At 37.9% G+C, this 14,811-nt stretch carries 11 protein-coding genes and 1 pseudogene; 5 read left to right on the top strand and 7 right to left on the bottom strand.

The window, feature by feature from the left end; all coding sequences use genetic code 11:
* Positions 1-582: 582 nt before the first annotated feature.
* From murJ to ACFIQE_RS03785, 4 genes are all read left to right on the top strand, one after another.
* Positions 583-2,154: a murein biosynthesis integral membrane protein MurJ gene (gene murJ / locus ACFIQE_RS03800; protein ID WP_375621521.1), complete on the top strand. Its 1,572-nt coding sequence runs from the start codon at positions 583-585 to the stop codon at positions 2,152-2,154.
* 60 nt (positions 2,155-2,214) lie between these two features.
* The gene (trpS, locus tag ACFIQE_RS03795; RefSeq protein WP_375706809.1) at positions 2,215-3,285 is read left to right on the top strand and encodes a tryptophan--tRNA ligase; all 1,071 of its coding nucleotides are present in this window, start codon (positions 2,215-2,217) and stop codon (positions 3,283-3,285) included.
* A 62-nt stretch (positions 3,286-3,347) separates the two neighbouring features.
* On the top strand, positions 3,348-3,839 hold the full coding sequence (locus ACFIQE_RS03790) for a universal stress protein (RefSeq protein WP_375621519.1): 492 nt from the start codon (positions 3,348-3,350) through the stop codon (positions 3,837-3,839).
* A gap of 59 nt (positions 3,840-3,898) precedes the next feature.
* Complete coding sequence (locus tag ACFIQE_RS03785; RefSeq protein WP_375612176.1) at positions 3,899-4,477, top strand: NifU family protein; 579 nt, start codon at positions 3,899-3,901, stop codon at positions 4,475-4,477.
* Between the two features lie 448 nt (positions 4,478-4,925).
* Here the strand turns inward: ACFIQE_RS03785 and ACFIQE_RS03780 are convergent.
* The 3 genes and pseudogenes from ACFIQE_RS03780 to ACFIQE_RS03770 form a co-directional block, all read right to left on the bottom strand.
* Positions 4,926-5,006: pseudogene (locus ACFIQE_RS03780) on the bottom strand (DUF4102 domain-containing protein); the annotation flags it as partial.
* Positions 5,007-5,883: 877 nt separating this feature from the next.
* Complete coding sequence (locus ACFIQE_RS03775) at positions 5,884-6,219, bottom strand: zinc ribbon domain-containing protein YjdM (RefSeq protein WP_375640973.1); 336 nt, start codon at positions 6,217-6,219, stop codon at positions 5,884-5,886.
* A 1,076-nt stretch (positions 6,220-7,295) separates the two neighbouring features.
* The gene (locus tag ACFIQE_RS03770; RefSeq protein ID WP_375640974.1) at positions 7,296-8,924 is read right to left on the bottom strand and encodes an alpha-D-glucose phosphate-specific phosphoglucomutase; all 1,629 of its coding nucleotides are present in this window, start codon (positions 8,922-8,924) and stop codon (positions 7,296-7,298) included.
* Positions 8,925-9,141: 217 nt separating this feature from the next.
* On the opposite strand from ACFIQE_RS03770, the gene ACFIQE_RS03765 reads away from it, so the two are divergent.
* Positions 9,142-9,666, top strand: a complete 525-nt coding sequence (locus ACFIQE_RS03765; protein ID WP_375621555.1) for a peroxiredoxin — start codon at positions 9,142-9,144, stop codon at positions 9,664-9,666.
* 877 nt (positions 9,667-10,543) lie between these two features.
* Here ACFIQE_RS03765 and ACFIQE_RS03760 read toward each other — a convergent pair.
* The 4 genes from ACFIQE_RS03760 to pyrF form a co-directional block, all read right to left on the bottom strand.
* Positions 10,544-11,077, bottom strand: coding sequence for a replication protein (locus tag ACFIQE_RS03760; protein ID WP_375621516.1), 534 nt, complete (start codon positions 11,075-11,077; stop codon positions 10,544-10,546).
* 589 nt (positions 11,078-11,666) lie between these two features.
* Entirely contained in the window at positions 11,667-13,151 is a 1,485-nt protein-coding gene (gene hisS, locus ACFIQE_RS03755) for a histidine--tRNA ligase (RefSeq protein WP_375707279.1), read from the bottom strand.
* Positions 13,152-13,193: 42 nt separating this feature from the next.
* Positions 13,194-13,451 carry a hypothetical protein gene (locus ACFIQE_RS03750; RefSeq protein ID WP_375630139.1) on the bottom strand — a complete coding sequence of 86 codons (258 nt, stop codon included), beginning with the start codon at positions 13,449-13,451 and terminating at the stop codon, positions 13,194-13,196.
* A 49-nt stretch (positions 13,452-13,500) separates the two neighbouring features.
* The gene (pyrF, locus tag ACFIQE_RS03745; RefSeq protein WP_375630138.1) at positions 13,501-14,346 is read right to left on the bottom strand and encodes an orotidine-5'-phosphate decarboxylase; all 846 of its coding nucleotides are present in this window, start codon (positions 14,344-14,346) and stop codon (positions 13,501-13,503) included.
* Positions 14,347-14,811 lie beyond the last annotated feature (465 nt).

Genomic DNA, 14,811 nt, shown 5'->3' with positions numbered 1-14,811 from the left:
CCTCTTGTTTATGTAATCTCTAAAATGGGAAGGCAGCCACATTTGGGGAGAACATAAAGCCGTAAAAGTGAAAAGTAATCACCAGTTTTACCATCACCTTTTAGCTTAGCCTTACGACTTTTTAAAACATCTAAAGCGCTGTTTTTTTTTAAATAATGAATAAATAATGGAAATTACGTATTGCTCCACGCTTTTATTTTATTTGCATTCTTTTAATAGGGGCACACCCCTCACATAAAACAGAACGGCATTGGGTTGCACTATTCACGACATCACACCATAAAGAGAAATTATCATTATATATCCCTACATGTCTCTTCAAACTGTTATGATATCACTCCCATATTTCAGTTTGAAAAAGAAATTTTAATTATTTTATGGCAACAATAAAAATTTTAATGCAACAGTAAACAAGGAGCATAAAAAAGTCTTCAAGCACCATTGTTGACAGAAAGATAAACACCGTCGTAAAACGCTTTCAAAAAGTATCCTTGATTAGGATAGAGATCAGATTTTTACGATTTAAAACGCTTTATTTCTCCTGTCATCGCTTCTCTTTTACAACAAAGTTGATATATCTTTATGACATTGATTAAAAAAATTGCAACAGTTGCTTCCGGAACCCTCATGAGCCGTATTTTTGGCTTCGTACGCGAAATGCTTATGGCAGCAGCACTAGGAACTGGTCCTGTTTCTGATGCGTTTAATGCTGCTTTCCGTTTTCCCAACACATTCCGCCGTTTTTTTGCTGAAGGTGCCTTTAATGCTGCTTTCATTCCTCTTTTTGCCAAAAAAATCACTGAAGATGGTCACGAAACGGCATGCAAGTTTGCAGAAGAGGTGTTTGGCGTTCTCTTTTCACTGCTCTTACTGTTAACGATTGCGATGGAACTCAGTATGCCTTTTTTGGTACGAACCATTATTGCTCCAGGTTTTACCGAAGATGCAACAAAGCTTAACGCCACAATTCATTTTACGGCGATCATGTTTCCCTATTTAACCTGCATGTCGCTTGCTGCCATGATGGGGGGCATGCTTAATGCACTGCGACGCTATTTTATTGCCGCCATTGCCCCACTCTTTTTAAACATTATTCTGATTGGTGTGCTTGCCTATGCTTGGATCTATAAACTTGACGCTTGGCATATCGGTTTAAATCTCTCTTGGGGTGTATTGGCAGCAGGTCTTATTCAACTCACCTTAATTGCCCTTGCTTTGCGTCAAAGTGGCATGAAAATTTCCTTCCGCCAGCCCCATTTAAGTCCTAATGTTCGTAAGCTATTAACTTTAGCATTCCCCGCAGCCATTACGGGTGGCATCACGCAAATTAATTTGCTTATTAATACCAATATTGCTTCTAGTCAATCGGGTGCTGTCTCTTCTTTGATGTATGCTGATCGTCTTTATCAATTGCCTTTAGGCGTAATCGCCATTGCCGTTGCAACCGTTCTTTTACCAGAATTAACACGCGCTTTGCGAAGTAAAAAGCATGAAGAAACCCACCATTTACAAAACCGCTCTATTGAATTAACGCTATTTTTAACACTTCCAGCATCCATCGCTTTTTTGCTGCTCTCCACTCCCATAGTCAGTTTGCTCTTTGAGCGAGGACAATTTACCAGTCAATCAACACACCATGTTGCACAATTACTAGAGCTTTATGGACTAGGACTTCCAGCTTTTGTTCTTATTAAGGTCTTTATTCCTAATTTTTTTGCCCATGAAGATACCAAAACACCGATGATTTTTACAGGTATTTGCGTTTTTATCAATATCGGTCTCGCCTTAACATTATTTCCTATTCTATCTGCACGAGGCATTGTTATTGCTGAAATTACCTCTGGATGGGTCAACACACTGTTGCTTTGGGGGGTCCTTATCAAACGCGGTTATTGGAAATACGACTTCCAACTGATAAAGCGAATATTATGTCTCATGATGGCAACTCTTTTGAGTGCACTAGCCCTCTATTACGGATTGAATGTGCTTGGTTTTTTGTCTTTTCCTTTATCCTCACAAGCATCCTTTTTCTTGCGCGCGATCACCTTAGTAGGGATTATGCTCGGCATATTCTTGATCTATTTTAGTGCCTATTTTTTATTCAACACCCGTTCCTTTTTTCACACGCTTAAAAATTTGAAAAAACGCTCATAATATCTATACTTTGTCAAAAACAATAAAATGAATAACCTTAATTGAAGAAAGAGCACTCCTATGGATACCTTCACACCACTTGTCTTTTCCGGCGTACAACCGAGTGGTCACTTACATCTTGGCAATTATCTTGGAGCCATTCAGCATTGGGTTGAACTACAAAACTTTCATCACTGTCTCTATTGTGTTGTGGATATGCATGCGCTCACCGTCAACCCAGATCCCCTTACTTTACGCGAATCCACCAGAACAGTGACAGCAGCCTTTTTAGCCGCCGGTATCGATCCTCAAAAACATATTATTTTTAATCAATCACGTGTTTTTCAACATGCTGAACTCGCCTGGATTTTAAATTGTGTTGCCCGCATTGGCTGGCTTCAACGCATGACACAATTTAAAGATAAAGCGGGAAAAGATCGTGAAAAAGCATCCCTCGGGCTTTTTGCCTATCCCACTTTGATGGCTGCTGATATTTTAGTCTATCGTGCAACGCATGTTCCAGTGGGTGAAGATCAAAAACAGCATGTTGAACTCACACGCGATATTGCACAAAAATTTAACAACGACTATGCACAGCGTATTGCCGAATTAAATTTTGGCGTCTCTATGCAAACGGATGAAGAAAAAAGACAAGGCTTTTTTCCCCTCCCAGAGGCGCTTATTGGAACAACAGCCACACGCGTTATGTCTTTGCGCGATGGGACGAAAAAAATGTCAAAATCAGATCCTTCAGATTTTTCACGCATTAATTTGACCGATGACGCTGATCTTATCGCAAAAAAAATACGCAAAGCCAAAACGGATTCGGCTCCACTTCCCGATACCCTTGCCGCTTTAAAAGAACGACCAGAAGTAGATAACCTGCTTGGTATTTATGCCGCCTTTGCCAAAGTTAGCAAAGAAAAGATTCTTTTAGAATTTTCTGGTCAACAATTTTCGCATTTTAAAACAGCTCTAGCCGACCTTGCCGTCCATAAGCTTGCCCCTATAACAGAGGAGTTACGTCGCCTTCATCAAGAAAATGATTATATCGACTCTGTTTTGCATGATGGCGCTAAACGTGCTAGTATGCTCGCAGAAGAAAATATGAAAAAAATTCGTGAAATTATTGGATTTTTGCACGATACATAAAAATAATAAAACTAAAAACTGTAGAGAGCAAAAAAATCGTTTGTACAAAATAGAGAAAGTGCATGATTTCCAAACCCCAAAATCCGAAAAAAAAACCAAAGAAAAAAAACTTAGTTATTATCGATGAAACACCAGAGTGTCGGCGTGCCGTTGCGTTTGCCGCACAGCATGCCCAAAATACCAGTAGAACATTGGTATTACTTTGTGTCGTTGATAGTGCAGAATTTCAACATTTTCTGGGTGTAAACAACGTTATGCGTACAGAATCAAAGCAAAGTGCTCATAAAATATTAGGAGACATTGCCAGTGAAGTCCGCACCACCCATGCGCTTGAAACAGAAATAGTAGTGCGTGAAGGAAAAAAAATTGATGAGATTTCTAAACTGATCGACGAAGATAAAAGGATTGCACTGATTGTTTTAGCAGCCAGTGGACATACAGAAGGACCAGGACCCCTTGTTCAATTAATCGGGAATAAAGGAACAGCTTTTTCAATCCCTGTCATTGTTATTCCTAGCAATCTTGCCGATGAAGATATTAGATCTATTGCCTAAAAAATATAATATTCTACAATGTAAGATCTTCCCAATCCTTCATTATAAAAGGAGAATTTATGTTTATTCAAACTGAAACCACCCCAAACCCTGCAACACTTAAATTCTTGCCAGGACGCGTGGTTCTTTCTGAGGGAGTATTAGAATTTCGTGACCGTGAAGAAGCAGCTAAAAACTCACCTTTAGCGGCTAAACTATTTAATATTCCCAATATCAATGGTGTTTTTTTAGGCTATGATTTTATCACCGTAAGCAAAAAAGAAGGAGAATGGCAACATCTCAAGCCCGTCATTTTAGGCACAATCATGGAACATTTTCTATCCAATGAGCCAGTGATCACCACCAACGCTACAACACAAGCACAAACCCATGCCCTTAACGAAGAATTTTATGACGAAAAAGATGCTGATATTGTCTTAACCATTAAAGAGCTCCTTGAAACACGTATCCGCCCCGCAGTTGCCAACGATGGTGGAGACATTACTTTTCGCGGATTTGAAAATGGTATTGTTTATCTCAATATGCGCGGCTCCTGCGCTGGATGTCCCTCTTCAACAGCAACACTCAAACATGGTATTGAAAATCTTTTACGTCATTTTATCCCTGAAGTTTTAGGCGTTGAAGCCATGCCACAATAAATATTGACCTCAATAGGTAAAATAACCACACCGATTGCCCCTCTTCAACAGCGCTCAAACATGGAGTGCAAAAATCTTACGTCATTTTATTCCTGAAATTTTCGAAGTAAGCCATGCAGTCATAAAAATAGAGTACTGTTACAAAAATCTGTCCAATAATGATACCTTCACTCACCTTTCACCTCCACATATGCCTTAAAAAGATTTCAAAGCCCCCTTTAAGAAGCATAAGTTATTTCAACAAACCAATCGTACACAGAAGTACAATGTATGGGTGTGCACTTTAAATTTATTTTATCTCATAATCTTGTCATGCAATTTTAACGAGGAAAACACGACCTCGTTACAAAAAAAGAAAACCCAAAAAAGAAAACATTGTACGATAGAGTGCTCATTTGCTCTATCTTTCTCAGTGCTTCCAACGACAAATCACGCAAAATACTTCTTGTAGCAAGCCGGCACCATCATCATATCTGCCAGCCCCTAATGATGCGACAGCTCTTTCATTAAGACGATTCATAAGAGTCATTTTTAATCCTTTCTTTCCTCATTTTTACCCACACGCCAGCCCCGCGTGTGGTGTGCAAGCAAGTGATTTTAATTGATTCAACATGGAACAGATTTGAAATGAGAGAATCCCACGTTATTCGGGGTTCTAATTCAATATGAATAACGCTAATTTATTATTATAAATCAATATGTTGTTTCAGCCACTCGACAAAGATCACATTTTGCAACTTGCAATGAGAATTCTGACATTCTTCTTATTTCAATTATGTTTTTATTGCATCAATCAAAATCGTCCGCTTACACAGCACAAACTGGATAATAACAAAAACTATTTTTAATAGCTCTTATGTACACTTTTATAAGAGACTGTTGCAGTACTAAGAGCTGGAAAATGCATGGCAATAAGACCTTATCAAGATCATAGCGTCCTTTTTCCATTCTTAAAATCAAGAATTTCCTCTATCATTTTCAATCTCATTTCCATAAATATGACGCAAAAGGTGTAACTACCCATAAAAAATAAATACATTGAAGCCAGATCTATTATGGTTGTTTGAGAAATTATCTGATAAAAAAAATGAGAATATTTTTTCAATTCAGCAGGAATAAGTTTGTCTACTTTACGGTATTGTTCTTCTCATAAAGCGCATACTTTTATTGTTGCTTATGAGTCAACATCCTGTCCCCTCATAACCGCATATTAAAAGAAAAAGACAGAGTCGCTATTTCTCTGCTATACATGGCCTTACAATAAAGGAAAACATATTGCTTTTATCTGATTGGTGTAATCTATGAAACAAGAAAAGAAGCCACTGGAGAAAAATATGCCCAATTAGAGAAGAATGTAAAAATAGAAAACCAACGAAATCCAAAAACAATTGCAAGAGGACAAATGCTTAAACTTTTTTCACAAACTCCGACTTTAAACTCATCTGACCAATCCCTAGAATTTTGCAATCAATATTATGATCTCCATCCACCAAGCGAATATTCTTTACCTTCGTCCCCGCTTTTAAAACAGATGAAGCGCCTTTTACTTTCAGATCTTTTATCACTATAATGGTATCTCCGTTTGTTAAAATCTGACCATTGGCATCATAAACAGTATTGGCAAGAACCGTATCATCGTTTTTTTGTGGCCATTCATGTGCGCATTCAGGACACACAAAATTTTCACCATCTTCATAAGTATAAAGACAATCACAACGAGGACATTTGGGATATTGGGTCATAAATTCCCCTTTTTTAGAAAAAACATTCATTATGACTGGTCATAAAGCAAGAAGTGCTTATTGTCCATTATTTTAGAAAAATGTTTCCCTTTGTTTCAATCCTCATCTGCCAACTGTGTTCATGAATACTATCATCACATACTATACACAAGTTTATAAAAATGATTGATCATTATACAACTCAAATAAGCCCCCCGCATATCATAAAATTTACACACTTCATTCTCTCTAATAAATTAATCAAAATCATTTTCTTATACATCACCAATGCAATTAACGAATGGATAACAAAACAATTAGAAAAGGAACATCTCTGAATAAAACGTTCTCAGAGAGCTAAAAACTATTGCAGCATTGAGAAACAAGAAAATGATGTCCCCAACTTAACCTTTTATTTAAGTAAAGATAACAGTCATAATGTTAGAGAACAGACTGATTTATGATCATAGTTAATGGTTTTGTATATTGAATGAGAGCCGATAAATAAGCTGAGATTCTCTCAACCCCTTTTACATTGAAACAACCAAAGCCTTTTGTTTGCATGTTACAAGTAGGAAAATCCGTGTAACACGATTATCCAAAATACTAAACACTCTCAAATATAAGAGCCAACATTGAAAGCGAGCAAAGTGAATGATGGTGCCGTCTTACTCTCTCATAAGCGTAAAAATGATGCTGCTCAATGGATGGCCGGTTATACCTTTCAAAGCAACACGCATAAGATGCGTTTTTAGCGTCTTGAGAGAGAAGCTTCTTTAAAACAAACATATGAAATGTGCAACAATGATCGTATTTTGTTTTGCATGAGAAACATTCCCCTATTAAACAAAAATTTCTATCAAGCCATTGAGCAAACCCATTGGACATAAATGCTCCGATTATGCTCGATTATAATTTCCTACAGCATTTAGTTTTAAGAATCCGGCAGTTTGAGGAATCCGATTGATATGTAAGGGAGGAAAAAACAAAGAGAGCTTGAAAATGGAAGATCTCCCTTATGCACATAAAATCACACCCCTAAAATCACACCCATGTGATCAATCATCATACCTTTACAAAAAAACATTCCAATGATCTTAGGTGATAATATCAGGGTGATCTCTCCCCAATGCTTGTTGTATGTTTAACAGTTTTAATGCCACCTGTTGCAAAGGTTTAAGAACGTCTTGCGGATTAAAATTGTGTTTGCGCGGATCACTTTCATATTGTTCAAAATAAAGTCGTAAAGTAGCACCTAGCGTCCCTGTTCCCGACAAACGAACCACCAACCGTGCGCCATTCTCGAAAAAAATACGGATACCTTGCTGCGTACTAACGCTCTGATCAACGGGATCACGATACGTAAAATCATCTGCTTTTTTGACGAAAAATCCAGCAATCTCGGTTCCTTCTTGAGGTAAATGCCCACGCAAATGCTCTATAAGTGCCAAGGCTTTGTCTGCTTCGACTTCTTCATAATCATGCCGTAACGTGTAAAAACGCCCATAGGTGAACCAATGCTGTTGAACAATTTGTGCGACAGTTTTTTCTGTTACCGCTAAAAGATTTAACCAAAATAGGACAGCCCATAAACCATCTTTTTCACGGATGTGAAGAGAGCCCGTTCCAAAGCTTTCTTCACCACAAAAGGTTACTTTTCCTGCATCCAAAAGGGTTCCAAAAAACTTCCATCCCGTTGGCGTTTCAAAAAAGTTTAGTCCTTTTTTTTCCGCAACCAGATCAGCAGCACGCCCCGTCGGCATAGAGCGCGCTATCCCCACAACACCTTTCCGATATCCTTTAATGAGATGTGCATGTTCAGCCATAATAGCCAAAGAATCGGAAGGCGAAACAAATTGTTGACGTCCAATAATAAGGTTACGATCTCCATCACCATCAGAGGCTGCGCCAAGATCTGGTCCTTGCTCTGACATCAATAAATCATAAAGAGCCTTGGCATAAACCAAATTGGGATCTGGATGACCACCTCCAAAATCTGGCAAAGGAATACCATTAACCACCGTCCCTTCAGAAAATCCTAAGCATTTTTCAAAAATTTCATGGGCATAAGGCCCTGTTACCGCATGCATGGCATCAAACCGTAAAGTAAGACCTCGAGCAACGGCCTTAGCAATACAGTCAAAATCAAAAAGCTCCTGCATCAAAGCAACATAATCAGTGACAGGATCAATAATATCAATCCGCATGGCTCCTATAAAGGTTGTACCTTGCCTATCTAAATCAACATCTGGTGCTTCAAAAATTTTATAACAGGAAAGACGTTGCGATGTTGCAAAAATAGCATCACATAAAGAATTAGGAGCGGGACCCCCATTAGAAATATTATATTTAATACCACAATCTCCCCCTGGACCACCAGGATTATGGCTTGCAGAAAGAATAAGTCCACCATGAGCATGAGTTTTACGAATAAGATGCGAAACAGCAGGTGTAGAAAGAATACCGCCCCTTCCCATTTTAACACAAAAAACACCATGCGCCGCCGCCATCTTCAACACAATCTGAAGAAGAGTACGATTAAAAGTGCGCCCATCCCCCCCAAGAATCAACAGTTTTCCTTCAAGAGGCCCAATGTTATCAAAAAGAGACTGTATAAAGTTTTCTACATAATGGGGTTGTTGAAAAACAGACACTTTTTTGCGCAAACCAGACGTTCCCGGTTTTTGCCCCTCAAAAGCCGTGGTTAAAACTGTCTTTATGGTCATATCAATACCTTTATATTCTTTCCTATAATTTTAAGGTGAAGAGTATCCAAAGTCGACCATTAATTCTACTTGACGGAAGTGTGAAATATTTGCACACTCGTTAGAAGTAAGAATTTTTAAAGAAGCCCTTTTGTTTAAAACGCTTTTTGCCATATGTTTTTAAATACGAAGGCTGTTTTAAAACAAAATTTTCGTAAAAGAAGACAGGAGCATCATGATGATGAAAAAAACAGTTCCCAATGTAACATTCCACACACGCGTACGCGATGAATCAATGGCTGGAGACAATCCTTATCGGTGGCAAGAAGTTAACAGCGATGCTTACTTTAAAGGAAAGCGTGTTATTCTTTTTTCTCTTCCTGGAGCTTTTACCCCTACTTGCTCAACCTTTCAGCTGCCTGATTTTGAAAAACTCTATGATGAATTTAAACAAGCGGGTATTGATGAAATTTATTGTCTTTCCGTCAATGATGCTTTTGTCATGAATGCTTGGGGAAAAGCACAAAATATCAAAAATGTGAAATTAATTCCCGATGGCTCTGGTGAATTCACGCGCAAAATGGGTATGCTGGTTGCAAAAGACAATGTTGGTTTTGGCATGCGATCATGGCGCTATGCAGCTGTTATTAATGATGGTGTGGTTGAACAATGGTTCGAAGAAGCAGGTTTTTCAGATAATTGTGCAACAGATCCTTATGAAGTTTCTTCACCACAACATGTTTTAAAAGCCTTGAAAAGCTAATTCCCCCAATCGTTTATTTAAACAAAATTTTACGACACAAATCTCCCTCCTCAGGGAATTTGTGTCGTTTACTTTTTGCAACCTCTATTCGTGAAAACAGACACGATAAGTTGATTGTGCGCCTTCTGTGAGAAAATATTCCAACAATAATTTTTCAATAAATCTTTCATGTTTTAACGGCTTTGCAAAAGCTTGGAAAATTGCCGATGAAAAATCCCGTTGTAGCGCTAAAAAATCAAAGAGTTAAAAGCTGTTGCACGCTATCAAAAAATGGGGATGCAATTGCCAAATGCGCAAATTCATGCAAAAACTCTCTCGGAAACATCAAGGACTAACGTATTGATGAAATATGCAAGATCAATGCTAAATTTCTCATACTGAGAAAAACTTTGTGTCGAATAATAATTTGATTTATAAAGATAATTTATAATTTTGCATATTGAATGAGAGGAGCCGAATATCATAAGATTGTTTTATTTTATCCCTTCTTATATTGAATCCCTTAAAACTATTTTCTTGCTCATTAGCAAGTGGGATTGGCATATGAATAAACGATTAAAAAGAGTAAAAATACCTCTCGTAAACGCTCTAAAATACAAGAGGTATGAACATCAAGACTGCAAAGTTCACAAAAGTATCAAGAAAGAAAATACAGATCAAACATTTGTTTGAAGAGGTGCACACTTCAAATTGACTTATGTCTCATAAAAAGAAGAAAATATGGCATAAAAACTGCTCTGCATAAAGAACCATTCATGGAGAATATTAAATCAAAACAAATCCCGAAAACATTCCAATTCACATACCATAAACAGACTCATTGCTGTTCTCATAGCCATTTATTCTAAGCTTTTATTTTTCTCTAAGAGAAAAACGGTTAAAGGAGTTGTTTATTCGGGTATTCTACCGTAAAGTGTGTTTCTATCTCTTCCTCTTCATCGAACTCAAAATCTTCATCACATTCAGGAAGACCAAAAATATCTGGATTGATGAAATAACAATCTTTTTTTGTTCCCTTCGCTACAATTTTATTTGTTTCTAATTCTTTGATACCTTCTTTAAAACTTTCAAAATTAAGATATTCTGGTTCTTGAATTAAAAGATCGCAAGTCAAAAATTCTTCAAGAATATCATGATCCAATGTTATCTGATCAAACCATAAATCCACATCATCCCCCTCATCTAACATTTTCCCTACCTGCCACAACATCACAAAAAATGCTTTCATACCACTAAATGATAACCCAAAAATCATACGCCGACACGACGAGGCGCCTGAAAAGGTAATTTGCGGAAGATCTTCAAATCCGAAATTTGAAGGAGGAAGTTTAAATGATTTTCCAATATTCTCAGGTCTTTCAAGAATAAAGGGATTTCGTTCATAGAGCAGAGTAAAATCATATTGGACCATTTTCATTTCTCCGTTAAAGAATTGACTTTATGAAAAATGCATATTATCAGTATGTTACCATTATGGCAGCTTACAATTCATCCAAACATGCTCCTGTAAAAAATTGTTCGATTTAAGTCATTCCATTGTTTTTTGAAGCTTAAAAAGTCTTTTAGGATAAAACGCTCTAGTTCTCCCTCCTTTTGCAATAAGGCTAAATTTTGTAATGTCCAAGAAGAGAACATCAAAGGATTTTATACTCATAGATGAGAATTCAAAGATGAAGCCAATATGAACTTGTCAATATTTTTATAAACTTTTGGGAAAGCGTTGCGTGAAACCTTTTAATTTTCTCAGAGTTTTTGTTCGTTACAATTTTTTTGCTCATTTTAACGCATTATCATCGCATCCTCAGAAGGGCACGTTTTATAGCAAATAGCGCTTATTTATCTCTTAAAAAATCTCTCTTTTATGCCGCACACACTTCAAAACCGCGCTTTTGAACGCGTGCACCAACACGTATAAACGAGCAAAGCACAAATTTTAAAAATTGAATTTCAAATTTCCAAAATATTTCGAACAATCACTTCGATAAAGACTTTTACCATTATCATTTTTGGGCGGCTAAAATATCCTGTACTGTTTTGACCAATTGATCTTCATCAACCGTCACTTGTGCTGGTCGACTTTCACGCCATGTTTGATTATCCTTAATTTCATGAGACAAACGCGCCCCTTCAATCAAATCTTTAATCTGTATTTTTCCGCTCTCACGTTCTTGTGAGCCTTGGATAACTACACAAGGCGCTTGGCGTCGATCTGCATATTTCATCTGCGCTTTTATCCCCGATGCCCCCAAATAGAGCTCAGCACGAATTCCCGCACCACGCAACTGCATCACCATTTTTTGATAACCAGCAACCGCCTCTGGCTCTTTATCCATCATCAGCACCACAACCGGCCCTGTTGTCTCCTTCATAGGCAACTTTTCAAGATTTTGCAAAGCAGCGATCAAACGCGAGACCCCGATTGAAAAACCTGTTGCTGGAATGTTTTCACCACGAAAGCGTGCCACCAATCCATCATAGCGCCCACCACCACCAACGGAGCCAAAAACAACTTTCTGCCCATCATCATTGAAAACATCAAAAAGCAACGTAGCCTCAAAAACAGGACCTGTATAATAATCCAGTCCACGCACCACCGATGGATCAATCTTGATACGATTCTGAAAGCCATTTGCGGCAAAAATTGCTTGCATTTCCTCAAGCTCACGAATTCCCTCACGCCCTTGAACATGATCACCAACCACTTCTTTAAGAGCCTCAAGCGTTTCTTCTGCTGTTTCAGCTCCAGCAGCAGTTAAGGTAAGAATACACTCAATCTCTTTATCCTTAAGCTCCGCCCCTTTTGTAAAGTCACCACTTTCATCCAAACGCCCTTTTCCCAAAAGCAAACGCACCCCTTCAGAACCAAATTTATCCAGTTTATCAATTGCTCTTAAGACAGTTAAGCGCTTTTCAACCTGCTCATTTCCCCCCAAACCAATTTTCTCTAAAACGCAATCGAGAATTTTTCTGTTGTTCAGACGAATGGCATATTCATGATGCTGAAACCCTAGTTTTTCCAAACTATCGGCTGCCATCATACAAATTTCGGCATCAGCGGCTACCGTTGGTGTTCCAACAATATCCGCATCAAACTGCATAAATTGCCGAAACCGCCCTGGACCTGGTTTTTCATTGCGAAAAACAAAGCCAAGACGATAACTGCGATAAGGCTTTGGCAAAACTTCAAAATTCTCGGCAAAATAACGAGCAAGAGGCGCGGTAAGATCATAGCGCAAAGACATCCATTGCTCATCATCATCTTGTAGCGAAAAAACGCCCGCATTTGGACGATCTGAATCCGGTAAAAACTTACCCAGCACATCTGTATATTCAAAAATTGGAGTTTCTAGCGTTTCAAAACCGTAAAGCTCATAAACTTCACGAATTTGCGCAATCATTGTTTCAGTTGCATACAACTGTGCACTTGTACGATCAACAAACCCACGGGGTAAACGGGCTTTGGTTTTTTCTTGTTTTGATGACATGTTTTTCTCTAACAACAATATATATTCACCGATAACGTGTGTCTATCTTATAGAAACAAACGCTGCAATAACTTTATCAACTGGAAACTGGTAACAATATGCATAAGCTTTTGCTTTTAAAAGATGCAAACCTTTACCCTTAAGGCAATCTACTGAAAATATTTGCATTTTCAATAGGAACATAGCCCCCCGCTCAACATGAAATGCCCGCTTAACATTCAATGAAAAGACATCTGTGCTTGTTGAAAGAAACCTCAAAGCGACAGTTGATTCTTGATAAATCGGAAGCATCCCCCTCAAAACCCCTCCCTCTCAGAATTCTTCGGATTTATTACAGATGCAAAAATCCTCAAGACATCAGTGTGCTTTGCGCTTGTTCTGCAAAATGATTGATAACATTTTTTAAATCAACAATATTTCGTCCAGCATCTGTAATAGAGCGTGATACAGAGGGAATAACATTCTGCAAAAGTCTTTGTGGAAATTGATTTGCTAGTTGTGTCATTGTTCCACCTTGAGCGCCAATACCCGGAACGAGAAACAGACTATTGTTTAACTGCTCAATTGTATCTTTTGATTCAGATCCTAATGTCGCTCCTATAACCGCACCTATGGGGCCAATATTATGATGGAGAACCGAAGACTGACTATTATAATCACAAATACACTGTGCGAGATGAAGAGAGAGTGTCTGATCACCAATAAGCGCATTTCGTATTTGTTTTCCCTCTGGATTAGAAGACTGAACAACCACAAAAACCCCTGCTCCAGTTTCTTCTGCAACCTTTATCAGAGGAATAAGAGCATCAAAACCCAAAAAAGGATTAACTGTCATGGCATCCACCTTGAACGCACTGCTTGAACCAAGCCAAGCCTTACCATAGGCTTCAGCAGTAGAGCCAATATCCCCCCTTTTTGCATCCGCCAGAACCAATATGCCTTGTTCGTGTGCATTTTCAATCAGTTCTTTGAGAGCTTGAAGACCTTCCACACCATATAATTCAAAAAATGCGACTTGCGGCTTTATAATCCCTACTTTACCAACAACTGCTGTTAAGAGAATATCACAAAAATCTTTTAGACCTTTATAATCAAAGCTTAGTTTCCACGATTGCAAAACTTTATGGCTCGGATCAAAGCCAATACAAAGAGGTCCATAGATTTCACGATTTTTAAAAAAAGTTGAACGAAACATTTTATATCCTAACAAGGTCTCTCTTTAAACTTTCTGATACAATCAAAAAGAAAAGCATTTGTCAAAAGAATACAATAGCGAAAACACAAAGAAAGAGCTCTCTATACAAAATGTGCTTTTATTTATGAAACATAAATATATTCCCATTCGTAACGCTTATCATATGTTTATCAACCAAAACATTGTCATGAAATAAAAATTCAACTTTATGAAAGAATATAAACAAAACAGCATCTATATTATAATGACCTCATAAAGCCCTATAGACATGCCTTGTCGTTTTCACCCCCTTTTTTTATGATCAACAAAAACTCTCTATGAACGCGCTTTAAACAAAGTTTCAAAAGAAAATGCCCCACCATGATGATCTCGATCTTAACTTTAGATCTTTCCTATTCCTTTTTAGCGGCTCTATATCCCTTTTGGAACATAATTAGCAAAAAGGCATTGTATCTCCAGCATATT

This window comes from Bartonella sp. AA1HLJMS, assembly GCF_042197445.1.
Taxonomy (GTDB): domain Bacteria; phylum Pseudomonadota; class Alphaproteobacteria; order Rhizobiales; family Rhizobiaceae; genus Bartonella.
The sequence above is the reverse complement of the archived record's forward strand: the minus strand, read 5'-3'. Positions and strand labels throughout refer to the sequence as shown.